This window comes from Acinetobacter sp. YH01004 (assembly GCF_013420455.1).
Taxonomy (GTDB): Bacteria; Pseudomonadota; Gammaproteobacteria; order Pseudomonadales; family Moraxellaceae; genus Acinetobacter; species Acinetobacter towneri.
On the sequence record NZ_VOXZ01000009.1, the window covers coordinates 64,513 to 88,713 of the forward strand.

The following is a 24,201-nucleotide window of genomic DNA, read 5'->3' on the forward strand; positions in this document are numbered from 1 at the left end:
AAATTCGAATTATTCAAACAGAGAAAATGACAATGAAAAAAACTAGCCTTAGCTGTCTTGCCCTACTCAGCCTAAGTTTAACAGCCTGTAGCCCAATGCCGAAAGAATGTGCCGAAACTTGGGAGAAAATGGAAAGTTTTGCTAAAAACATGGGTATTTCAGATGAGCAACTTAAACAACAAAAAAAGCAATTTGAAAATGAAGTCAAACAAATGAAAAGCGAAGAAGCAGTCAAAATCTGCAGGATGCAAGGCACAGCCTTAGGTTTTATTGGACAATAAATTCAGCCAAGCCAAAACCAAATTCCAATGTTAGGGTTTACAGCCTTGATGATCTATATAAGCTAAAATTGGACCTAAATTGCGATGTGGATGAGTATGACGTTGTAATTGCGGAATATACGCTGTAGAAATCGAACCATCTAAATACAAGGCATTTGGCGTTTGCAGCTCATCTTTAAAAAAGGTGGCAAATTGATGAAAAGTTACGGGCGTCTTGCTAATCACAAAGTACAGGCTTTGGTCTTTTAACCCAACCCCATTTCTAATTTTATAAGAAGTACTGTCTGCCAAAAAACGTGAATTTAACTGGCGATTAATAACTAACATTGGGCCAGACTGTGTCGCATACTGCGCTTTGAACGCTTGATTGGCATATTGTTGGGTTGTTCCTAAAAACACCCGTTGATGATTCCACGCCAGTACACCATTGGGCTGAATTAAAAAATTCCCCCATCCCTGTTGCTGTCGGTTCAGCTTTTTAAGTTGTCGTCCTTGTTCCACATACAAACCCACAGGCGAATAATCTGGATGAAACATGCCTGCATTCATGGCAAATTGCATGTTTTCACAAGACTGTAGATTTTTTTGTAGTTGTGAAATTTGCAGATATGGTTTCCCTTGCCGATCTTTCAGATATAAGCCTAACTGTGACAACTGTGTCACTTCCACCACATCTGCATTGATTTTACTGTTGTTAACCGTCCATGCGCGAATTTCCGCTTGTGCAGTAGGCGTGCAGAATAAATAACAGAGCAATAAGCACTTCCACCGAGAACAAAACATTATCATCTCCATACCTGCTATGTTACAAATTGTGCATATAACTGAATGGGTTATCGCATATTTGCTTCAGACGCAGTACACTATAAAACCTGATTTCTTTTCTCTACTCATGTTACTTTATTGGTCAAGCGTACGATGCTCAAGCAGAAAACACGATTTCCTTTAGGGGCACATTTAATTGTGAAACACTTCGGCTATAGCCATCATGGTATCTATGCCGGGCGTGGTCGCGTGATTCACTATTCGGGTTTCGCACATCTTTTCAAAAAGCACCCGATTGAAATGACCAGTATTGAAAAGTTTAGTCACGGCAAAGAAATTAAAGTACAAAGCTACCATGCAGCCAAATATAAAGGGCGTAAAGTGGTACGTCGTATGCGTTCCAGAATGCATGAAAATAACTATCATCTAATTATCAATAACTGCGAACACTTATGTACCTGGGCCATTACAGGTGTAGAAAGCAGCCCTCAAGTGTTTAAGATGATGGATCGTTTAACCACGATTGGTTATGTCAGTTCACTGATGAGCTACATGAACAGTATGCTGCTCACGCTCACTACCACTTGCTTTGCACTGGTTCTGTATATTAAGAAAAAACTGCGTGATAAAGCTAAAATGCAGTTACCACAAATACTGATGAAGCAGGAACAGCATAAAAACCGCTAAGTGCTTATCTTTCCAAATCGCTATTTTATGATGCTTAACACAAGTCCCAAATCTATTCGATTTCCTGCTATAAAAAAGCCCAACTTGGATTAACAAAGTTGGGCTTTTACAACATTTACTAAAATTAGAAATGTAGCTTATTTTCCAGGTTTAAAGCTGTCTTTTAAGTCTAAAATACGGTTAAACACTGGTTTTTCAGCACTGTGATCATACTGATCTGCAACGAAGTAACCTTCGCGTTCAAACTGGAAACGATCTTCAGGTTGTGCTGTTGCCAAAGCAGGTTCAACAATGGCTTGAACCACGGTTAATGATTCAGGGTTTAAATTCGCCAAGAAATCATCGCCCACTTCTGGGTCAGATTCGGTAAATAAGCGATCATATAAACGGACTTCTGCTGCTACACCTTTCGTTGCAGATACCCAGTGAATCACGCCTTTCACTTTACGCCCCTCTGGGTTTTTACCCAAAGTTTCTGGGTCAATTGAACATTTCAGTTCAATCACTTCACCGCTGGCATCTTTAATCACTTCATCACATTTAATCACATAGGCGTGACGTAAACGTACTTCACCTTCTGGCACTAAACGCTTAAAGCCTTTAGGCGGCACTTCTTCAAAGTCTTTACGGTCAATGTAAATTTCAGAAGTCAGCGGAATGATACGTTCACCCATATCTACATTTGGATGACGTGCATGGACCAAATCTAATGCTTCTGGCAAGTTAGTCAAAGTCACTTTAAGTGGATTTAACACCGCCATACCACGTGCTGCAGTATTTTCCAATGACTGACGGATGCAATATTCAAGCATTGCAACATCCACAATACCATCCGACTTAGACACACCTACACGCTTACAGAAATCACGCAAACCTTCTGGTGTAAAGCCACGACGACGCATACCTACCACTGTTGGCATACGTGGGTCATCCCAACCATTCACAAAACCGCCTTCAACCAATTTACGCAATTTACGCTTAGATGTGATGGTGTAATCAATATTCAAACGGCTAGATTCATACTGACGCGGCACAGCCTCGGATTTCACCTTTTCCACCACCCAATCATAGAATGGACGATGGTCTTGGAATTCTAAAGTACATAGTGAATGAGTAATGCCTTCAATGGCATCTGATAATGGATGCGCATAATCATACATTGGGTACATTTTCCATTTATCGCCCGTTTGGTGATGCGATGAATGTAAAACACGATACAAAATCGGATCACGCATGTGTACGTTTGGTGAAGCCATATCAATTTTGGCACGGAGTACTGCCTGACCTTCGCCTAATTCACCATTGCGCATTTTTTCAAATAAAGCCAAGTTTTCTGCTACTGGCGTATCACGATATGGCGAATTTTTACCCAGCTCTACAAAAGAACCACGATTGAGCTTAATCTCATCAGGGGTTTGCAAATCGACATAAGCATCGCCTTGTTCGATCAGCTGAATTGCCCATGTATATAATTGATCGAAATAGCTTGATGCATAGCGTGGTTCGCCATTCCACTCAAAACCCAGCCATTTCACGTCATTGGCAATACCATCAACATATTCTTGTTCTTCTGCATCTGGGTTGGTGTCATCAAAACGTAAGTTACACACCCCTTGATATTCTTGTGCGATGCCAAAGTTCAAGCAAATTGCTTTCACGTGACCAATATGCAAATAACCATTCGGCTCAGGTGGAAAACGTGTCACCACCTGCTGAGTGCGACCCGCCGCAATATCATCGGTAATGACTTGACGTATAAAGTCCAAGCCCGGCTGTTGTTCTTGCTGCACAGCATCGACAGAGGCATTTGAACTTGGTGTCGGGGTGTTTGGCAGAGATGCAACAACATCATTTGGCTTCATAGCAATAAAATCACTTCTAAAATAAAATTGGATAAACTAGGTTACAGAAACTTCAGTAGTGAAGCATACATCACCCATTAGAACGCTTTTCCTTGTTTTTAACAAAGAAAATAACGTTTTTACTTGCCTTGTAGTTTACAGTTTGCTTATGCTTCTCTCAACCAAAAAACCCATGGCATTCGTGTCCATGTTTAGGAGATTACACAATGAGTTTTCCTCAAGTCGAATTAAACACCAATAAAGGTCGTATTGTTTTAGAATTGAACGCTGAAAAAGCAACAATTACAGTTGCTAACTTCTTAGAATACGTTCGTGATGGTTTTTATGACGGCGTAATTTTCCACCGTGTTATTGATGGTTTCATGATCCAAGGCGGTGGCATGGATGAAAACTTCAAAGAAAAAGCAACACGTGATGCGATTGAAAACGAAGCTGACAACGGCTTAAGCAACGATGTTGGTACAATTGCAATGGCTCGTACCCAAGCACCTCACTCTGCTTCTGCACAGTTCTTCATTAACGTAAAAAATAACTCTTTCTTGAACCACACAGGCAAAACTGCACAAGGTTGGGGTTATGCCGTGTTTGGTAAAGTTGTTGAAGGCATGGACGTTGTAGATGCTATTAAAGGCGTGCGTACTGGCAACCGTGGTTATCACGCAGATGTTCCACTAGAAAATGTGGTGATTGAATCTGCAAAAATCATTGCTGAATAAGAATCCTACCCGACCTCCCTTACACACATCATTTTAAAGCTGTGCTTTAAAATTCGTTTAGGGAGGAGAATTCCCTCTTTTAAAAGAGGGATTGAGGGAGATTCCAAGGAATAATTCGTGACCTATCTGTTTATCGCAGATTTACACTTGTCACCAAATCACCCTCGACTTGTTCGGGGGTTTTTAGATTTGCTAGATGCTTATCAAAATAAAAACACCCAACTGTATATTTTAGGCGACTGGTTTAATGCATGGATTGGTGATGATTACACCGCAGCGTGGCTCGATGAAGTTGTTACACGTCTAAAGCAATTTAGCCAAGCAGGTAATCAAATTCACTTTATTGTCGGCAATCGTGATTTCGCTTTAGGTCAGAAATTTCTAGATCAATTTTCAGGACAACTCCTGCCCGATGTGTACACGCTGCATATTGGTTCTCAACAGGTACGTTTAGAACATGGCGATGCACTGTGTACCGATGATGTGTCCTATCAAAAATTCCGTAAAATCATTCGCAATCCCATCATTTTAGGGATTTTAAAGAAAACACCTTTGGCTTTTCGGCAAAAACTTGCACAAGGTTTCCGCAAAAAAAGTCAGCAAGCCAATCAAGTCAAAAGTTATGACGTCATGGACGTAAATGCAGATGCTGTGTCACAAGCCTTGCAGCATGCAGATGTGTTAATTCATGGGCATACGCATCGTCCAAATATTCACAATGAACACGGCAAACCTAGAATTGTATTAGGCGATTGGCGCGCAGATGCTGCACAAATTTTAGTAGTTGAACCAAATCAAGCCTTAGCAACTTGGCAACTGAGTCATTGGAACTATTAAGCGCAACATCTTTACATAAAAATAATAGATACAACACTAAAGGTACTTAGCTAAACATAGCTAACTAAAACCTCTTTAGCCAAAATCTCTTCAGCTAGCAGATTAATACCCACCTTCCGTTTTAATCACTTCGGCATCAGCTTTATATTTAGCCAACAACTCACGCAGCGAAGTCATCAACACACTGGTATCTACCCCAACTGCCACAAATTCTGTGCCTAAATCCAAATACTTTTGTGTCACTTCATGTTGGGTCGATAAAATCCCTGCTGCTTTGCCTGCTGCACGAATCCGTTGAATCGCATCGACCACAGCGGCTTGTACTTCTGGATGGTTCGGATTGCCTTCATAACCCATCGTGGCAGATAAATCCACCGCACCAATAAACACCCCATCAATCCCATCGACTTGTAAAATAGCATCCAGATTTTCTAAACCTGTGACCGATTCAATTTGAATGAGCAAACAAATATTTTCATGCGCTGTCGCGTAATAATTTGGAATACTGTTCCAGCGAGTTGCACGTGCTAAAGCTGCGCCTACGCCGCGAATACCTTCAGGTGGATAACGTACCGCTTTGACCATCAACTCAGCGTGTTCAACGCTTTCAACCATAGGAATCAGCAAAGTTTGTACGCCAATATCCAACAGTTGTTTAATGAGTTGCACACTGCCAATCGGCGGGCGCACCACCGCTTGAGAGGGATAAGCCGCAATACTTTGTAATTGTGACAAAGTGGTTCTTAAATCACTCGGTGCATGTTCCCCATCAATTAAAAGCCAGTCATAGCCTGCATTGGCAGCAATTTCAGTACCATACGCATCTGCTAAACCTACCCATAAGCCAATTTGCTGCTGAGTTTTTAATTTACGCTTAAAATAATTGATATATTCCATCCATACACCTTTGGGATGCACCATGCTCAAGTTTATATTTAACGCCTATTTGCTATAAACAACCAATAGTGAAAACGTCTTGCATGATTGAATTTAACACTAAGTTTAAAGATGTTTATGTCGTGCTCATCTCATCTTAACCGCATAAATAGCACATGGATTCATTCCGTTAGCATAGCGAGGCATGTTAAGCTTTTGGCGCACACCTGCCCCAAATATAGTCTTTAAATGGAGATGATTCATGGATTTGCTCAACGTTGCACAAACTCGTTATACGACCAAAGCCTATGATGCGAGTCGCACTATTCCTGCAGAACAATTTGAGCGTTTATTAGAAATTCTGCGTTTAGCACCATCTTCCATTAATATTCAGCCGTGGCATTTTTTTATTGCAGATCGCCCTGAAGCCAAACAACGTATTGCTAAAGCTTTAGTTGGAAAGTACGCCTATAACGCCCCTAAAGTTTTAGATGCTTCGCATACCATTTTATTTTGCACCAAAGCTGACATTAGCGAATTACATTTAGAAAACCTGCTTAATCAGGATGCTGCTAGTGGACGCTTTAAAGATGAAGCCGCTAAACAAGGTCAGAAAGACAGCCGCACAGGTTATGTCGATTACTACCGCAATGAAAAAGGCGATATTCAGCGTTGGGCAGAAAATCAAACCTTTATTGCACTCGGACAAATGCTTTTGGCTGCAGGCATTGAAGGAATTGACGCAACGCCAATTGGTGGTTTTGATGAAGCAATTTTAACTCAAGAACTGCAACTAACTGAGCAAGGACTGATTCCTTCGGTTTTATTGTGTTTAGGCTATCGTAGTGAACAAGATTTTAATGCCAAACTGCCAAAATCACGCCTTGATAAACGTGAGATTTTCACGCAACTGTAAAACAAACATGCGATAACACTAGGGACAAAATTTGTCCCTATTTTTTGGTCTGAATTTTGCTTTATCTATATTTGCAATCTGTACTCAATCTCTATCAAAAATAAAAATGAGGTGTATGATGCTCAATTTAATGCCGCTAAAACTAGAATGCCGACGTTGTAAAAAACTGTATTTATATCAAGCCAAACCAAGCTATCCAACCCTGCGCTGCCCGATCTGCGATAGAACCACAATGCTGCATGGTCTTGCAGAAACTGCAGATTTATTGCGACATCCTTTTCGCTTTATGTTGAGTTATCTTAAACCGTCATGGCATAAGCGAGGCAAAGCACACTAAGCAATGCCAAGCCTAGCCCAATAGTGGTCGTGCTTTTCAGCTTTTCTTTAAAGAACAATACACCACTGATCACGCCAAATAGCACCACTAAAATATTCATCCCTGCAAATACCACTGCAGGGCTGTCTTTGAGCAGCATGTGAGCTTTGACATACAAGGCAATATTGGCAAAATTCAGTGCACCCAAAATTAAACCTGCACTGATATTTTGCATACTGCCCATGCTTTTATCGCGGATTAAGATATAAGCCATCGCCAAAACAAAAGCACATACAAACATCAAATTCAGTGCAACTGCAAATTGCAGTCCTAAACCTGTGGTGTATTTAAGCAAAACATCAATCAGTGCATAACCCAACCAAACACAGCTCAAATATAAGATGCCTTGTTGCGCTTTAGCAGACTGCACTGCAGCACGATGCGAATACAAAATGCATAAGACCGCGATAATCCCAAGCGCGATTCCCACAATTTTCAGTTGGCTAAAATTTTCCTGAAAAATAAAATAAGCGGCTGCTAAAGACAAAACCACTGACAAACGCTGTGCAATTTCAGTTTTTAAAATACCTGCGCTGTCCAACGATTTTGCTAATGCTAAAAAGACACTGGGCAACAACACACCCAAACTAATAATGAGCCACCACGGCGTATGTTGGATTGAGATCGTGCCCAAGTTGGGTTTAAACCAGTAAAAACACAACACACTGGCACTGACATAATTCCATGTAATCATCTGCATGGGGTTAAAACCCTGCGTTTTGCAGACTTTTAATAAAATAGAGACCAGTACACTACAAAAGGCTGCGGCTACAATCAGTTCCATGACACGCTCGAGGATTGTTTTTGTTCTTGATTGGAAATTGTGGACTCATCAGTAAAAAGCCCACAAGGACTGTGGGCTTTCGAGTTCTTAATTAAATTAAGAATTATTTGTAACGTTCAACCATTTTCTCTAAAGAAATTGGGCGAATTTTGTCTGCATTACCTGCAGTACCAAATGCTTCATAACGGTCTATACAAATTTGTTTCATTGCATCTACAGTTTTTGCGAAGAATTTACGTGGGTCAAATTCGCTTGGTTGTTCTGCCATCATACGGCGCATTGCACCAGTAGAAGCTAAACGTAAATCTGTATCGATGTTGATTTTACGCACACCATGCTTAATTGCTTCAACCAATTGCTCAACAGGTACACCATAAGTTTCTTTGATGTCACCGCCGTATTGGTTAATCACCGCCAACCATTCTTGTGGTACAGAGCTAGAGCCGTGCATTACAAGGTGTGTATTTGGCAACGCAGCATGAATTTCTTTAATACGGTCAATTGCAAGAATATCGCCTGTAGGTGGACGAGTAAACTTGTATGCACCGTGCGAAGTACCAACAGCAATCGCTAAAGCATCCACATTAGTATCTGCAACGAAGCTACGTGCTTCTTCAACAGATGTTAACAATTGAGAGTGGTCAAGTACGCCTTCTGCGCCCACGCCATCTTCTTCACCTGCCATACCTGTTTCAAGACTACCTAAACAGCCAATCTCACCTTCAACCGATACACCACACGCATGCGCCATTTGCACAGTACGACGCGTCACTTCGACGTTGTATTCATACGACGTTGGTGTTTTACCATCTTCACCCAAAGAACCATCCATCATTACTGATGAAAAGCCTAGTTGGATCGAACGCTGACATACATCAGGGCTTGTACCATGGTCTTGGTGCATAACCACTGGAATATGTGGCCACTCTTCAATTGCAGCCAAAATCAGGTGACGCAAGAATGGCGCACCTGCATATTTACGCGCACCTGCCGAAGCTTGAACAATTACAGGTGAATTGGTTGCATCTGCGGCTAACATAATTGCGCGCATTTGTTCTAAGTTGTTGACGTTAAACGCTGGAACGCCGTAAGCATGTTCACCGGCATGATCCAAGAGCTGGCGCAATGAAATAAGAGCCATAATATCCTCCCAAATAATGTTGGTTATTCTACCCTGTGATTTGTTTCAATTCAGCAACAAATCGCCTTTTTCAAAAAAAAGTCCCTGCAAAAGCAGGGACTTTTAAACAAATTACTACAATTTGTCGTTTTTCAGCACTTATTGCGCTTCAGAAGCAGCAACTTCTGTGTCTGCAGTCGCAACGTCAGCAGGTGCATTTGCAACGTCTTCAGAAATATCGGTGTTGCCTTCATCCAAGATTGGTTGGTCAATTGCGTCGATTGCAGCTTGTTGTTCTGGTGTAACTTGAGCGTTATCTACAACTGCAGAAGATGCATCAGTTTCAGTCGCAGGTGCGCTTTCTTTTTTTGCACAAGCAGTCAAGGCTAAAGATGCAGCAATTAAAGCAGCAAGTGTTAGTTTTTGAATCATCGTCATTTCCTACAGTTAGGTCATTCATTTACTACAGTTTATTGCATATTTATGACATTTTGATGACTACGGCATGACATAAATATAAAAAAGTTGACCGAAGTCAACCTTTTTAAAAATTATTGATAAATTTTCTAGATTTAAGCGCGTTCTAATAATACCGCAACTGCAGGTAAGGTTTTACCTTCTACAAATTCAAGGAATGCACCTCCACCTGTAGAGATATAGCCGATTTTGTCTGCAACTTCATACTTGTCAATTGCAGCTAAAGTGTCACCACCGCCTGCAATAGAGAAACCTGCAGATTCTGCAATCGCCAATGAAAGTGCTTTCGTACCTTCACCAAATTGATCAACTTCAAATACACCCACTGGGCCATTCCAAAGAATTGTTTTTGAAGTTTTTAAAATTTCAGCAAATGCTTTTGCAGTTTCTGGGCCTACGTCTAAAATCATATCGTTGTCTGCAACATCTTCAACTTTTTTCACAGTTGCTTTCGCTGCTGCCAATGAACCCAAGAAATCTTCAAAATTAATTTCAGCGGCATCTGCAACTACAACATCGGTTGGCAGTGGTACAGAAACTTTTGCGGCAATTGCTTTGGCAGTGTCAATCAAATCATTTTCACATAATGATTTGCCCACGTTATAGCCTGCTGCAGCAAGGAAAGTATTGGCAATACCACCGCCTACAATTAATTGATCGCAAATATCAGACAATGAAGTCAATACATCTAACTTAGTCGATACTTTAGAACCTGCAACAATCGCCACCATTGGTTTTTCAGGTGTTTTTAAGGCACGACCCAAAGCATCTAATTCCGCAGCCAATAATGGGCCTGCTGCTGCCACTGGTGCTAAACGTGCAACGCCTTCAGTAGAGGCTTCTGCACGGTGCGCGGTACCAAATGCATCCATCACAAATACATCACACAATGCTGCATATTTAGCGGCAAGTTCTGGGTTGTTTTTCTTTTCACCGTGGTTAAAACGGCAGTTTTCCAATAAAACGACTTGACCAGGAGCAACGTCTACACCATCTAAATAGTCAGTGATCAGTTGAACATCTTGACCTAATGCTTGGGTTAAATACGCAGCTACAGGTGCTAAAGATTGTTCAGCTTTTGGCTCACCTTCAACAGGACGACCTAAGTGAGAATACACCATCACTGCTGCACCTTTGGCAACAGCAGCTTGAATCGTTGGCAATGCCGCACGTAAACGTGCATCGCTGGTGATCACACCATTTTTAACAGGTACGTTTAAATCTTCACGAATAAGGACACGCTTACCTGCTAAATCGAGGTCAGTCATACGCTGAAAGTTCATGTATAGCTCACTTTATTGATATCAAAACGCCACGATTTTAAATGATTATGCAGAAAAAGGTTAGCAACTTTTGTAGAATTGCTGTTTAAAGCAAAAGTTTTGATTATGATAGAGAAAAGCCACCATCTTTCTCGCACTTATGTCTATTCATCCTGATCCAAATATCAATCGTTTAAATGTTTTGGGCGAATCTCTCGCCAGTTGTTGCTTTGATCCTATTACTGGATATTTTCGTAACGGTTTTTGTCATACCGCCCCAACCGATTTAGGTCAGCACACCGTTTGTGCACAAATGACCTCTGATTTTTTAAATTTCTCGCAAAAAATTGGCAATGATTTAATCACGCCAGTACCAGAAGTTGGTTTTAACGGCTTACAACCGGGTGATTTCTGGTGTATTTGCGTCACCCGTTGGGTTGAAGCCTATCAGGCAGGTCAAGCACCACCAATTAAAATTCAAGCCTGTCATCAGTCAGTATTGTCTTATGTGCCTTTAGATATTTTGATGGATTATGCGGTGTGATGATCTGATGCAACATCCTGAAATTATTTTAGCGTCTGGCAGTCAAACTCGTCAGCAATTGATGAATCGTCTGCATTTGGCGTATAAGTCAATTTCACCTGATATTGATGAATCTGCACAGGGTGAATTGCATGCAGATAATTTGGCGCGACGCTTGGCTTTTGAAAAAGCACACTGTATTGCGCAGCAATATCCTGATGCAATTGTGATTGGTTCAGATCAAGTGGCATGGCGTGAACAGCAGCCAGATATTTTTATAGGTAAACCGCTCACTTCAGAAAAAGCTATACAACAATTACAAGCCAATTCAGGTCAAACGGTTTATTTCAGCACTGCGCTGAGTGTGCAGCAGCAATCTACAGGCTTTGAACAAACGGTTGTAGAACACTACACAGTTAAATTCCGCAGCTTAACTGACAATGAAATTGCACGATATGTTGCAAAGGAACAACCGCTACACTGTGCAGGTAGTTTTATGTGCGAAGGTTTAGGTATTAGTCTGTTTGAAGCCATGCAAGGCAATGACCAAACTACCTTGATGGGTCTGCCGATGATTCAGTTATGCCGCATGTTAAGAATGCTGAATATTCAGGTTCCTTAAGTTTAAAACTGTGTAATTTAACAGCCGTGAATATTTATAAAGACTATAAATCACCTTGCCCTTTGCAGCGACAAATCAGACAATATTGAGATTATTGATAAAACTTGCTTAGGCTATTTTATGTCGCAACCTTTAGATGTTTTGGGCGGAATTACCGCAGAACAATTCCTAAGTGAATATTGGCAAAAAAAACCACTTTTGGTACGCAATGCACTCCCAGAAATTGCCAACCTACTTGAACCTAGTGACGTGATGGAACTGGCTCTCGAAGAAGATGTGACTGCCCGTTTAATCAAACAAAAAGATCGTGATCCAAATCAATGGACTGTGAAATCATCACCGCTCATTAAGGCTGATTTTCAAAAAATGCCAAAGTTGTGGACGCTATTGGTACAAGCCGTTGATCATTACTCTTTTGATCTCGCTGAACTTTGGAAAAAATTTCCTTTTATTCCGCAATGGCGACGTGATGACATAATGGTGTCTTATGCCCCTAAAGGCGGCTCTGTAGGTCAGCATTTTGATTTCTACGATGTGTTTTTGCTACAAGGCTATGGATATCGTCGTTGGCAACTTGGGCAAATGTGTGATGCTGAAACTGAATTTGTCGCAGGACAACCGTTAAAATTATTGCCTGAAATGCAGGTCAATTTTGATGAAGTTCTTGCACCTGGCGATTTACTCTATGTGCCACCGGGTTTGGCACATTATGGCGTGGCGGAAGATGATTGTCTGACGTTCTCGTTCGGTTTCCGCATGCCGAATATTAGTGAAATGATGGATCGAGTGAGCGATAAATTCTCTGCCGATGAAATGTTACGCACGCCACTACAAGACCTTGTTCGTAAAAAAAGTACCCAAATTGGCGAAATGACTGCGACAGAATTGGATTATCTGAAAGCAGAATTGTGGGCGCGTTTACAAAACTCATCGGTGTTGGATGATGCGATTTTAAGCTTAATGTCTGAACCGAAATATCCTGAAAATATTCCTGAAGTAGATGAAATAGGTGTAGGCGATTTAGAAGATGCGCTAGATCAGGGTTATCAAATCATGTTGGAACCCGCCTCTCGCCTACTTTATGCAAATCAGCTAGATGAAGTTTTATTTTGGGCGAATGGTGAAGCGATTTGTGTCGCAGAAGCATCTATCCCTACGCTGCAAAAAATTGCCAATGGTGAACGCGTGCTGCTCGATGAAAACCTTTACGACGCAAATATTTTGGAAGATTTGGTACAACTGCTCAATGAATCCATTTTAATGTTGTTACCTGCTGAAGACGCTTAAAATATTCGTTTCAGCCCCCTCAAGATGATCAATTCATCTTGGGGAATTTAGATAAGCGGGATCTAAAGTTAAAACTGCCTGAATTAACGTATAGCCAGGTGTCGAATTTAATTTTAATTGCCCTCCAACCCGTTCTAAACGCATTTTCATACTGCGCATCCCAATACTCATGCCATGTTCAAGCACGCTATTGGCTTCAAAACCTACACCATCATCCTGAATTTTAAGTACCAATTGCTTAGGCGGTACAAATTGCATACTGACGGATACATGCTTGGCTTGGCTGTGTTTAATCACATTGGTTAAACTTTCTTCTAATACCCGCATCAAAGTTAAGCACTGTAACGAATTCGGCTCAATCACCCATTCATTTGGAAAATCCCACTTGGAATGAATATCCATTTCATCCATCAATTGACTAAAACGATGACGTACTGGCGCAACCCAAATTTTAGGATTTTCAGGCACTTTAGAACCAATGGAAGAACCACTATCAATAATTTGACGTAAATCATCACGCAGTAATTTCAGCATAGATAAGAACTGCTGATTACTCATGTTCTGTTCGCTTTGGTCGACCATAATCATGGAACGTACCAAAGATGCACCCAAACCATCATGCAAATCATGCGATAGATGAATCCGCTCTTGCAAACGCACATTTTCCAATTCTAAATAATGCTTTTCTGACATACTGCGTTTTAAATCATCACTGACTTCAAAAACTTTAAGCTCTAAATCTTGATTAAATTTCTCAATTTTTTGAATATTTCTTTTTAGGCGTATGCCTAAAATAATCGCAATAAATAAAGTAATTACTGGCGAGGTATACGGTGATAATGGCTGATATAAACTTGCCGTTGCCGCATTACTTAAACGAAATACATCTACACCCGCAAAAAAGCCAATCAAGGTTAAACAAAATAGCAGCAGATATACTTCTGTTTTTGGGGATTTATACGCTAAATACGCCAAATAAAAATAAACCACGACTAGTAAGCTGGCATAACTTAAAAAGACAATCCCAAATACCAGTTTGACATAATCTAAGGGTGTTAAAAACACACAAACGATTACCGCTAAACTCAGAATAAAAATACTTTCTTCCAATATTGGCAAGCGTTGATTGACAAACCTAATTAAATACAGACTAAAAGCTAAAACATAGAGGATAAAAAAGCTTAAATTGGCTTGAGATGCCACCAATACACTTGGGTATGGAAAGGTTTCTGTGGTTAAAAAATGAGAAATAAATAATAACCAGAACATGCAACTCAACGCGAACCAACCAAAACTCTGATCACGGCGTAAAAACAGCCAAATAACCAAACATAAAATGCCTAAAGTGGCAGATAAAATCGCATTAATTTCAAATAAAGTACGTTTATTCCATATACTTTGCTGGTGCTGTTCAATATTGTTATGCACATTATTAAAACTTATTTTTCCTATACCCGCATTTTGAAATGCATATCCATTTACATAGACCAATATTTGATTTTTACCTTGTTTTAAGCCTGAAATAGGTAAAATCCAGTAACGTGGCATATTCCAGTTTTTTGACAAAGGCTCTTCTAAATGTTGACTTGCCCAAAGTAAATCTTGATTCAGATAAACTGCCCCTGCACTATTTAAAAAATTCAGTGCAAAAACGATGGGTTGATTTAAACGATGATCACGCTCACAAAACCACTCCCACTCTATTTTGTACCACGCCCCACCATTATAATTTTTCCAGCGATCATCCCAAACGTCGGGCAGTTGAACATTTTCCCAACCCGTTTCAGGTTTTTTATTATGTGATGCTGTTTTGGCAGAGCTGATTGAAAGTACATGCACATTGCAGTACTGATTAATTGGGTACACCACTTGCTGCGCATAGCTTTGCCACGCACAGAACAATAACAACACGCCCAAACCACACTGCCAAAGCCTTTGAATCATAAAAGACCTAAAGTTCTAGCGGTACTGACAGCCTTAGTGCGTTTAGTGACCGACAACTTCCGATAGATATGTTTAATATGACTTTCAACGGTATAACGCGACACAAATAATTGCTCAGCAATTTCACGGTTACTTAAGCCCTGCGCCACCAGATTTAAAATTTCTAATTCACGATTGGTGAGCTGTTCATAATGTGAGTTGAATGCTTGAGCATCGGCGCGATCTGATAAATCTTCGGTCAGCACGGGTACTTTTTGATGTGAAATTTGCGATAAAATTTCACGGGCGATAAATGGGTCTATCGGTGCACCACCTCTTAAAATGCTGCGTATTGCGATAATAATTTCAGCATCATCACGTTCTTTAAGCACATAGCCTGTTGCACCTGCTTGAATTGCAGAAAATAAGCTGTCTTGGGTGCTCCATGCAGAAATCACCAAAATTAATGCGCTTGGATCTCTAAAATGTAATTGTTCGATTAGTTCTTTACCATTGCCATCGGGCAAGCCTAAATCGACTAAAGCTAAAGCAATCGGATGATCTTCTATACACGTCATTGCAGCTTTAAGATGACTCACGAAAAATAGCATGTCATCTTGATAGCCAATATCATGCAAAATTTTTCTAAGACGTGACTGAATAATAGGCTCATCTTCAACAATTAAAACCGGTACGGGTAATATCGCTTCCATTTCTGCCATCATTCATCCCCTTGATTATGTTTGTAAATATATCAATCGTTTTGATGTAAACACTATCCCTAGAATTAAGGAGTTTTTCAAATTTAGCTTATTTTATAAACATGAGCATAGCACTGAAACATGAAACTCGAGCATGAAATAAAAAATAAATGTGAAGTACTATTTTATTTTAGAAATCGCTTCACATTTTAATGAGCAGCGCAGCATAAATATGCTTTGATGCCGAGAACAGCATCAAAGCAAATGTAGAGCCGTATTTAAAAGATGGTTGATAAATTAATAATAAGTCTTAGAGCTATGTGCATGTAAAAATGCAGGAATCAGCCCTGTTAAAGCCGCACGAATATCCGCACGTTCATTGATTAATTGATGCGAGCCTTCTTCTAACATGAGTAAGGTTTGCAGGCGGAATTTACGCCGAATAAACTCAATGTTGTAGCGCCAATCTACGGTTTGATCTTGCGCCCCTTGTGCCAACCAAACAGGAATACGGCAAGCTGGACGTTCTTCCATCTCCAACATCCATTTAGACATGGCTAAAATCCAATCCATGCCCATCATTCTAGGTTGCAGCGGGTCTTTTAAACGCACAAAGCGTAAAAATTCAGGATTATGATTATTGCGTCGGAAATGTCGCGGCACTTCACGCTTAATCCGACGGATAATGCCCAAACCAACAGAGTTATGCCACCATGCCGATTTTGCAGGACGAATCAAAGGCGATAACAACAACACACGCTCTACAAATGGATTTTCACGGCGCTGAGCAAATTCCAACAAGTGATGCATCCAAATTGCACCACCTGTACTTTGCCCAATGCCCAACCACGGTTTTGGCAATTGATCGGCATTTTTTACATATTGATAAACCGCATGTAATACTTGCTGATAATGATCAAAATTTTTGATGTTGGCAGGATAACCATCACTCAATCCATGTCCGGGCAAATCATAAGTCAAAACACTAAAGCCCTGCTCTAATAATTCTTTGACGATAGGTTGATAAATCCCGCTATGTTCCAAATAGCCATGCAGTAGAAATACCGTGCCCTGCACCTGATCAAATTTGGTTTTGCTTAAATCGGGTTGAAAAATTTGCACATGCAATTTAAACAACGGCATTTGCACATAGCCTTGCCAATGTTCACAGTCCAACAAATGAAAACCATATAGCTGTCGATAGGCTTGTAACTCAACACTCGGTTCAAAACCACGATTCAAATTTAAAGGTTGTAGAATTTGTGGTGTGGTTTCCCTACTCGGCACTGGCAAATCTAATTGCTTCAACACGCTTGGGTTTAAAAATGGAATATCAGGCATTATGGCACCTCGCGACATGCGCTAGAACCAATCAAGACATCCCGAATGGCGGCAAGCATTTCATAATTGGCACGGCGGCTGTGATCATAGTTTTGTTCACTTGGACGCCATGCGGTCAGTTGAGTCGGCATTGGAGCTTCGACAGGAATCGTTTCAATTCCATTTAAAGCAAATAAACGGCGGGTGCGTGGCATGTGATAACGGTCTGTAATCAAAATCACTGTCGGCGCCCCCCCTTTTTTTTGTAATAATAAAGAACTAAAACGTGAATTTTCACAAGTATTCATGCTGCGATCTTCTAATAATTTTGCTTCGACATCATATTTTTTTAACCAACGCTGCATATAAGGTGCTTCTACACCACTCAGTACAATCGGCAATTGATATTGTTTTACCACCGCTAGGGTCGTTTCTAAACGTAAACGTGTGTAGTCATTGACCACAATATCTTTGCCATTATCATCTAAAGTTAAGCCACCACCTAAAACCACAATCGCATAAGGTTTAGAGTTTGCAGGTATTTTTGGAATATTTTGTTGCTGAATTAAAGCAATATCTTTAAAGATTTCTTCATCTACAGGCTCACTTTCGGTTTCGGCAATTTTATGAGTGCTTAAAAACTCCAAGTATTGTTCCATGAGTACCTGATTTTCATGACTATCCAAATTGAGCAAGGCTTTTACATTTTCGGATGGGTCTTCTACAACTGCTTCAGAAGCTGCATTAGACACCAACAATGGGACTTGCGGCAACTCTTGCTCAGATGCTAATTTTTTTTGCGTTTGTTCTTCTAAAATAAGCGCTTGTAAGGCTTTATAACGAGCCTGAATTAAAGTTAAATTTTTCGAATTTTCAGATTGAATCTCTTGCTCCATCAGCTTCAAATAAGCTTGTCGGGCAATCCATAAATCTGAACCGGGTTCCAAGCTGTCTTGATCACTAAAAGCCGCCATTTGCTGACTTTTTGCTGCCACTTGATTCACTTCTACAGGTACCAAAGTGTTCAGCATTTTGACCACCAAAGTAGAATAAAAAGGTGAATAGATAAAAATCATGAACGCTGCAAACAATACAAATAGCACGGCAGCAATTTGTACGAATCTGAGCATCCAATGATTCTGTTTCATCTTCACTTAACCTACCGGTTGATGTGCACGAATCAAACCTGTTTCATCAAATAACACAGGTTCAGGTTCTAGTGAAATACCAAAACGACTCAAAACATCTTGCTGCACAGCACGATAGGTGTGTTGCACATCTGCCAAAGTGGCATCGGCATAATTGACTAAAACCAACGCTTGTTTATGAAACATACCCACCACACCCAGTTGTTTTCCCTTCCAGCCAGCTTGATCAATCAACCAGCCTGCTGCAATTTTAACTTGCGCATTCGGCTGTGGGTAATGGGGTAAATTTGGAAATTGTGCTGCAATTTGGTCAAATTGCTGAGTCGAAATCACAGGATTTTTAAAGAAACTACCTACATTTGGATATTCTGCAGGATTAGGCAGCTTACTTTGGCGAATTTGAATGACTTGTTGCTGCAGATTTTCAGCAGTTTGCTCATCGCCTACAGCAGCTTTTAAGTCGCCATAATTTAATTTTAACGCAGCCTGTTTTAACAGTTTAAAAGTCACATGGGTAATGATGTAACGGTTGGGATGATCTTTAAAAATACTGTGTCGATAGGCAAACTGACAATCTGCAGCAACAATTGAGCTGAATTGTTGGCATTCACGATCATAGACCTGCACAGATTCAATAAACTCACCGACTTCAACGCCATAAGCACCAATATTTTGCACAGGTGAAGCGCCGACCAAACCTGGAATTAAAGCCAGATTTTGCAGACCATATAACTTTTGTTCCGTACTCCACAACACAAACTCATGCCAGACTTGTCCTGCCCCAACTTTTAGGGTGACACTTGCATCATCTTCAGCGCATTTTTCGATGCCCTGAATATCCATGTGCATGACCAAGGCATGAATATGTTCAGGCAATAACATATTGCTACCACCCGATAAAATCAGCACATTTAATTGTTCTTTCTGGGCAAATGCCAAAGCATCCTGTACATCTTGAATATTTTCAATTTTGACATAATGCGACGCAGTTGCATCTAAATTTAACGTATTGAACGGTTTGAGTTGCATGTTGTAGTGAATGTGCATGACTTAAACCTTCAATTCAAATTGTTGTTGTAAAACTTTCACCCATGCGCGACTACTCGACTCGCATTGATCGAGCACCCGCTCAAAACCATCGGCTTCGCCATAATATGGATCGGGTAATTCTTGCTGCGTATAATGCGGATCGTGTTCGCTCATTAAGGCTATTTCAGCGCGCAAACTGCCCAGTTCAGCTTCAGCACGGCGCATTAAAGATTGAATATTGCTTAAGTTTTCAAAATCCATCGCCAAAATCAAATCAAACTCGACAAAGTCTTGTATACGTAACTGACGCGCGCGCAATGTAGATAAGTCATAACCACGTTTGAACGCATGTTTTTGGCTGCGTAAATCTGGGGCTTTGCCTGGATGATAATTACTGGTTCCAGCAGAATCTACCAACACATTGAGTTGTTGTTCATCACAAAAATGTCGAAGTACAATTTCTGCCGTTGGAGAGCGGCAAATATTTCCCAAACAAACACATAACACCTTATATGGCGTTTTGGATGACATAAACAACCTCAAAGCTACTTTATTTTTAAGAGTCTTATGTTAAGTTATTTATGATATGAATCCTATATCGTGACCCTACAATAATGTTGAATTAAGTATAAAAATTAGGAATAAAGACGATGCAGCATTTTCAATTTCAAACAGTTGGCAACATTATTTCTGGATTGGGTTCAATTTCTGAACTAAAAACGGTTTTAACCGAAAAAAATTATAAGCGTTTGTTATTGGTCACCGATGCTGGCATTTTACAACAACAATTACATCAACCTATTTTAGAAATTTTAAAGCAACTGCAACTGGACTATGCCATTTACTCGAATGTGCAAGCCGACCCCGCAGAACAGATTGTGTTAGAAGCAGTTGATTTTGCCAAACAGCAAAATATTGATGTTGTATTAGGTTTTGGTGGGGGTAGTGCGATGGATGTCGCCAAAATTATTGCCGTGCTGAGTCATTCCGAACAAACTCAACAACTGTCGGACTTGTACGGTGTTGGCAATGCGAAAGCACCACGTTTACCACTCATTTTAGTTCCCACAACGGCAGGTACAGGTTCAGAAGTCACACCTATTTCCATTGTCACCACAGGTGCAACCAGTAAAACAGGCATTGTTTCTCCTATTTTATATGCCGATGTTGCCATTTTAGATGCCAATTTTACCCGTCATCTACCTGCACAGATTACCGCAGCCACAGGTATAGATGCGATGGTACATGCCATTGAAGCCTATACTTCTAAAATCAAAAAAAATGCGTATTCAGATTTTCTGGCAAAACATGCGCTGCGTTTACTTGATCAAAACTTAAAATTAGTGCTTGAAGATGGCAGCAATATGCAAGCACGGCAAAATATGCTGTTTGGTTCAATGCTGGCAGGACAAGCCTTTGCCAATGCTCCTGTGGCTGCGGTGCATGCACTTGCCTATCCTTTAGGCGGGCATTTCCATATTTCACATGGTCATAGCAATGCATTGGTACTGACTGAAGTTTTAAAGTTTAATGCGCCTGCTGCAAAACAATACTATGCAGAACTAATGTGTTGGTTAGACCCTCGTAGCAAAGGCTGCACAGATGGATTATGTGATTTATTTATTGATCATTTACAAAATCATTTAGATCAAAGTGGTTTGTTGTTAAAACTCAATGCATTAGGCATTGCAGAAAACATACTGCCACAATTGGCAGAAGATGCGATGCAGCAAAGTCGTTTATTACAAAACAACCCGAGAGCAATGCAAATGCAGGATGCTTTACAAATTTACCAAGCCATTTATGCCTAACATTTACGCTTAACGTTCTGTATTTAACTTTATAGATTTATTTGGGATGATTTCCACCCATTAAAGCATGACACCACATTGATAAAAATATAGGTAAACTTGTGAAACCTGACACCAAAACCCGTGAGCAATACGCTTTTTTCTTTCCCATCCAAACTCGCTGGGCAGACAACGATATGTATGGACATGTCAATAATGTCACTTATTACAGCTATTTTGACAGCGCAGCCAATGCCCTACTGATGCAAAAAGCAGGCTTTGAACCCAAACGATCACCCTGTATTGGTTTAGTGGTCAATTCCACCTGTCATTTTTTGCAGGAATTGTCCTATCCTGAAATGATTGAAGTAGGTGTTGCTATTCAAAAAATTGGAAACTCATCCTTAATTTATGATTTGGCAATTTTTAAAAACAATCAAAATCTTGCCGCTGCACAAGGACAAGTGGTGCATGTATTTGTAGATCGAATTACACGCCAAAACTGCCCGATTCCTGATTCCATCCGCGAAGCATTACAGCCATATAAAAGCACAGATTCAGCTTGCGCTTAGCAAAAAATAAGGCTGGTTTGACCCAGCCTTAAAATTCTGCAAACAAAAGCTAACAACAGGTTATTTCAACTGAATGTTATGTAATTCGCCATCAAAGTTTTGCAAAATATCTTTCACAATCGGTTCTTGATGCAATAAATTTTCAGCCCGTTGATAAGCGCGTTGTTTGCGCTGTTGCTGCAAAATGTACGGTGTCGTGTCATCCACATTTTCATATTGCACTTTAAACAGAGTTTTACTCCACTGTTCTTTTAAAGCACTTTCTAAAGCATGTTGCAGTTGAGTCAATAACTGCTGATATTGCTCAGGAATATGAAAAACCGATTCAGCATTAATCTGCCCCGTCATTACGCCATGCTGCGCCAATTCTTGCACAGCAGGTGACAACTCGCTGTGTCTAAACCAATATTCCCACTTGTCTAAAGTCCACTCACCTTCTAAAACTTGCGGCTGTAAACGCAGAATATCCTGCGGCATTAATTGATCATCGGCATTAGATGCTATGGTTTGCTGCGGTTGTGCTGTCGCACTGGCAACATTCGGTTCGACTTCAGTCGCTGCTAAATCAAATAAAGCGGTTTCTGCATTACTTACATTTTGTGTAATTGACGGTGAAGCATTATTCGATTGTAGTGTAGATGAAACTAGCGATGTTTCGGCTGATGCAGCAAGATCACCTAACGGTGCAACGGCATCAAAACTTTCCAGTAAAAAATCATCATGACTTTGCACATCAGATGTAGTGCTTACCGATGAGGCATCTTCATCTAAACCAAACAATTGTGCATCTGCATTTGGATCAAACACGATAGATTCAGATTGCTTATCCTCAGCCTGTATTGCAGTTTCTTCATTCACTGCAGGTTCTGACATAGATTCTGGTGAAATCGCAGCTGTTGAGTGTAGCGCTTGCGGAGTCGGTTGTTGCGCTTGAATCGACTGTTGATCTTGATGTGTTAAAGCTTCAGGCTCATCCTCATCTAAAAAATCATCTGAAGAAGGTTCTGCAACACTGGTTTGTGTCGTGGTGTGATCTGAATAATCGTCATCCTCATAGTCAAATCCATCAAGATCAGGTGTTGCAACCGCATCTAATTCAGTTACATGCTGTTCCGTTTGTGCTGTATTTTGAGTTGCCACAGCTTGTGGAGTTTGCTCCATTTGAGCAACTGGCTGGGAAGCCGCTGTTTGTGCAGTATTTTGTGGCGCAGCAACCAACACTTCATTGGCTTGCAAAGGTCGAAATGCCAGTAAACGCAGTACACACATTTCAAAGCCTTGTTCTTGGGTTACGGCAATTTGTAAATCGGCGCGTCCTTTACAAGCAATTTGATAATACAACTGTAAATCTTGTGCAGAGATCAGACCCGCAAGCTGCTGAATTTTTTGATTAATTTCAGCACTGTATTTTAGGTTTAAATCTGGCAGATATTGCATGATTGCCAATTCATGCAGTGTCGAAATTAACTGATCCAACACCAAAGACACATCTAAAGCTTGCTGTCTAAATTGTAATAACAACTGACTCACACGCTGCTGTTGGTTTTGATGAATCGCTAAAATCAAATCATAGATAATGGTGCGATCAATCAAGCCCAGCATGTCTTTGACATCTTGATGATGAATTTCACCCTGACCATAAGCAATGGCTTGGTCTGTCAAAGACATCGCATCACGCAAAGAACCTTGCGCAGATTCAGCAATCTGCCAAATTGCATCTTGCTCTGCAACAATCTGTTCTTTGGCTAAAATATCCGTTAAATGACTGGTAATTTCATCGACCTGCAATGGACGCAAAGTAAATTGCAAACAGCGCGAAATCACAGTAATAGGGAGTTTTTGTGGGTCTGTGGTCGCAAACAGAAACTTCACATGCTCAGGCGGTTCTTCCAAAGTTTTTAGCAAAGCATTGAACGAATGCGTAGACAGCATGTGCACTTCGTCAATCAGATAAACCTTAAAACGTCCCTGAGTCGGTGCATAAGGTACGTTATCGAGCAACTCACGTGTGTCTTCAACCTTAGTACGTGACGCCGCATCAATTTCGATTAAATCAATAAAACGACCTTCATTGACCGCAGTACAGGTCGGACACACTTCACATGGGGTAGATGTCACGCCTGTTTCACAGTTCAGGCATTTGGCCAAAATACGCGCAATGGTAGTTTTACCTACACCACGTGTTCCCGTAAAAAGATAAGCATGGTGCAAACGCCCACGTTCCAAAGCACTGGTCAATGCCCGTGATACATGGTTTTGTCCCACCAATTCATTAAAATTACGAGGACGATATTTACGCGCAAGTACCTGATACATGAATGCTCCTT

25 protein-coding genes are annotated in these 24,201 nt (G+C 40.6%); 11 read left to right on the top strand and 14 right to left on the bottom strand.

The annotated features are described in order from the left end of the window. Nucleotides 1-32: 32 nt before the first annotated feature. Nucleotides 33-281 (top strand): hypothetical protein, encoded by a 249-nt coding sequence (locus tag FTT71_RS08010; protein WP_004973320.1) that lies wholly within the window; start codon nt 33-35, stop codon nt 279-281. Nucleotides 282-311: 30 nt separating this feature from the next. On the opposite strand, the gene FTT71_RS08015 is transcribed toward FTT71_RS08010, so the two are convergent. Continuing rightward, nucleotides 312-1,064: a phosphodiester glycosidase family protein gene (locus FTT71_RS08015; protein ID WP_225530198.1), complete on the bottom strand. Its 753-nt coding sequence runs from the start codon at nt 1,062-1,064 to the stop codon at nt 312-314. Nucleotides 1,065-1,199: 135 nt separating this feature from the next. Between FTT71_RS08015 and FTT71_RS08020 the strand changes: the two genes are divergently transcribed. Next, nucleotides 1,200-1,733 carry a lecithin retinol acyltransferase family protein gene (locus tag FTT71_RS08020; protein WP_168417501.1) on the top strand — a complete coding sequence of 178 codons (534 nt, stop codon included), beginning with the start codon at nt 1,200-1,202 and terminating at the stop codon, nt 1,731-1,733. A gap of 137 nt (nt 1,734-1,870) precedes the next feature. On the opposite strand, the gene FTT71_RS08025 is transcribed toward FTT71_RS08020, so the two are convergent. Next, entirely contained in the window at nt 1,871-3,595 is a 1,725-nt protein-coding gene (locus FTT71_RS08025; protein ID WP_180160851.1) for a glutamine--tRNA ligase/YqeY domain fusion protein, read from the bottom strand. Between the two features lie 206 nt (nt 3,596-3,801). Here FTT71_RS08025 and FTT71_RS08030 point away from each other — a divergent pair, with 206 nt between their 5' ends. Continuing rightward, nucleotides 3,802-4,311: a peptidylprolyl isomerase gene (locus FTT71_RS08030; RefSeq protein ID WP_180160852.1), complete on the top strand. Its 510-nt coding sequence runs from the start codon at nt 3,802-3,804 to the stop codon at nt 4,309-4,311. Between the two features lie 117 nt (nt 4,312-4,428). Further along, nucleotides 4,429-5,148 (top strand): UDP-2,3-diacylglucosamine diphosphatase, encoded by a 720-nt coding sequence (locus FTT71_RS08035; protein WP_180160853.1) that lies wholly within the window; start codon nt 4,429-4,431, stop codon nt 5,146-5,148. A 102-nt stretch (nt 5,149-5,250) separates the two neighbouring features. On the opposite strand, the gene hpaI is transcribed toward FTT71_RS08035, so the two are convergent. Further along, nucleotides 5,251-6,045 carry a 4-hydroxy-2-oxoheptanedioate aldolase gene (hpaI, locus tag FTT71_RS08040; RefSeq protein ID WP_096900940.1) on the bottom strand — a complete coding sequence of 265 codons (795 nt, stop codon included), beginning with the start codon at nt 6,043-6,045 and terminating at the stop codon, nt 5,251-5,253. Between the two features lie 241 nt (nt 6,046-6,286). Between hpaI and nfsB the strand changes: the two genes are divergently transcribed. Together nfsB and FTT71_RS08050 are read left to right on the top strand one after the other, a co-directional pair. After that, nucleotides 6,287-6,940 (top strand): oxygen-insensitive NAD(P)H nitroreductase, encoded by a 654-nt coding sequence (nfsB, locus tag FTT71_RS08045; RefSeq protein ID WP_004973304.1) that lies wholly within the window; start codon nt 6,287-6,289, stop codon nt 6,938-6,940. A 118-nt stretch (nt 6,941-7,058) separates the two neighbouring features. Then, complete coding sequence (locus FTT71_RS08050; RefSeq protein ID WP_004973302.1) at nt 7,059-7,277, top strand: hypothetical protein; 219 nt, start codon at nt 7,059-7,061, stop codon at nt 7,275-7,277. Here FTT71_RS08050 and FTT71_RS08055 read toward each other — a convergent pair. From FTT71_RS08055 to FTT71_RS08070, 4 genes are all read right to left on the bottom strand, one after another. Beyond that, nucleotides 7,240-8,100, bottom strand: a complete 861-nt coding sequence (locus FTT71_RS08055; protein ID WP_154320705.1) for a DMT family transporter — start codon at nt 8,098-8,100, stop codon at nt 7,240-7,242. The genes FTT71_RS08050 and FTT71_RS08055 overlap by 38 nt on opposite strands. Before the next feature lie 103 nt (nt 8,101-8,203). Continuing rightward, entirely contained in the window at nt 8,204-9,241 is a 1,038-nt protein-coding gene (gene fba, locus FTT71_RS08060) for a class II fructose-bisphosphate aldolase (RefSeq protein ID WP_004973298.1), read from the bottom strand. Between the two features lie 138 nt (nt 9,242-9,379). Beyond that, entirely contained in the window at nt 9,380-9,652 is a 273-nt protein-coding gene (locus FTT71_RS08065) for a hypothetical protein (protein WP_167846046.1), read from the bottom strand. Between the two features lie 140 nt (nt 9,653-9,792). Then, the gene (locus tag FTT71_RS08070; protein WP_004973295.1) at nt 9,793-10,980 is read right to left on the bottom strand and encodes a phosphoglycerate kinase; all 1,188 of its coding nucleotides are present in this window, start codon (nt 10,978-10,980) and stop codon (nt 9,793-9,795) included. A 139-nt stretch (nt 10,981-11,119) separates the two neighbouring features. On the opposite strand from FTT71_RS08070, the gene FTT71_RS08075 reads away from it, so the two are divergent. The 3 genes from FTT71_RS08075 to FTT71_RS08085 all read left to right on the top strand — a co-directional run bounded on the left by FTT71_RS08075 (nt 11,120) and on the right by FTT71_RS08085 (nt 13,391). After that, nucleotides 11,120-11,503 (top strand): DUF2237 family protein, encoded by a 384-nt coding sequence (locus FTT71_RS08075; protein ID WP_004973294.1) that lies wholly within the window; start codon nt 11,120-11,122, stop codon nt 11,501-11,503. A gap of 7 nt (nt 11,504-11,510) precedes the next feature. After that, the gene (locus FTT71_RS08080) at nt 11,511-12,104 is read left to right on the top strand and encodes a nucleoside triphosphate pyrophosphatase (RefSeq protein ID WP_026438423.1); all 594 of its coding nucleotides are present in this window, start codon (nt 11,511-11,513) and stop codon (nt 12,102-12,104) included. A gap of 120 nt (nt 12,105-12,224) precedes the next feature. Continuing rightward, on the top strand, nt 12,225-13,391 hold the full coding sequence (locus FTT71_RS08085) for a cupin domain-containing protein (RefSeq protein ID WP_178865734.1): 1,167 nt from the start codon (nt 12,225-12,227) through the stop codon (nt 13,389-13,391). A gap of 33 nt (nt 13,392-13,424) precedes the next feature. Here the strand turns inward: FTT71_RS08085 and FTT71_RS08090 are convergent, their stop codons facing one another. From FTT71_RS08090 to FTT71_RS08115, 6 genes are all read right to left on the bottom strand, one after another. Beyond that, nucleotides 13,425-15,335, bottom strand: coding sequence for an ATP-binding protein (locus FTT71_RS08090; RefSeq protein WP_167846047.1), 1,911 nt, complete (start codon nt 15,333-15,335; stop codon nt 13,425-13,427). Continuing rightward, the gene (locus tag FTT71_RS08095; RefSeq protein WP_004973283.1) at nt 15,332-16,036 is read right to left on the bottom strand and encodes a response regulator transcription factor; all 705 of its coding nucleotides are present in this window, start codon (nt 16,034-16,036) and stop codon (nt 15,332-15,334) included. Before FTT71_RS08095 ends, FTT71_RS08090 begins: the two co-directional genes overlap by 4 nt. Before the next feature lie 276 nt (nt 16,037-16,312). Continuing rightward, complete coding sequence (locus FTT71_RS08100; protein ID WP_096900878.1) at nt 16,313-17,356, bottom strand: alpha/beta hydrolase; 1,044 nt, start codon at nt 17,354-17,356, stop codon at nt 16,313-16,315. Next, nucleotides 17,356-18,483, bottom strand: a complete 1,128-nt coding sequence (locus FTT71_RS08105) for a YdcF family protein (RefSeq protein WP_180160854.1) — start codon at nt 18,481-18,483, stop codon at nt 17,356-17,358. The genes FTT71_RS08100 and FTT71_RS08105 overlap by 1 nt, the downstream gene beginning before the upstream one ends. Nucleotides 18,484-18,489: 6 nt before the next feature. After that, complete coding sequence (gene murB / locus FTT71_RS08110) at nt 18,490-19,530, bottom strand: UDP-N-acetylmuramate dehydrogenase (protein ID WP_004973280.1); 1,041 nt, start codon at nt 19,528-19,530, stop codon at nt 18,490-18,492. Between the two features lie 3 nt (nt 19,531-19,533). Further along, the gene (locus tag FTT71_RS08115) at nt 19,534-20,043 is read right to left on the bottom strand and encodes a low molecular weight protein-tyrosine-phosphatase (protein WP_004973278.1); all 510 of its coding nucleotides are present in this window, start codon (nt 20,041-20,043) and stop codon (nt 19,534-19,536) included. 119 nt (nt 20,044-20,162) lie between these two features. Between FTT71_RS08115 and FTT71_RS08120 the strand changes: the two genes are divergently transcribed. Continuing rightward, complete coding sequence (locus tag FTT71_RS08120; protein WP_179988631.1) at nt 20,163-21,323, top strand: iron-containing alcohol dehydrogenase; 1,161 nt, start codon at nt 20,163-20,165, stop codon at nt 21,321-21,323. Between the two features lie 101 nt (nt 21,324-21,424). Continuing rightward, nucleotides 21,425-21,874 carry a thioesterase family protein gene (locus FTT71_RS08125; protein ID WP_004973275.1) on the top strand — a complete coding sequence of 150 codons (450 nt, stop codon included), beginning with the start codon at nt 21,425-21,427 and terminating at the stop codon, nt 21,872-21,874. 60 nt (nt 21,875-21,934) lie between these two features. Here the strand turns inward: FTT71_RS08125 and dnaX are convergent, their stop codons facing one another. Further along, the gene (dnaX, locus tag FTT71_RS08130) at nt 21,935-24,190 is read right to left on the bottom strand and encodes a DNA polymerase III subunit gamma/tau (protein ID WP_180160855.1); all 2,256 of its coding nucleotides are present in this window, start codon (nt 24,188-24,190) and stop codon (nt 21,935-21,937) included. Nucleotides 24,191-24,201: the final 11 nt, after the last annotated feature.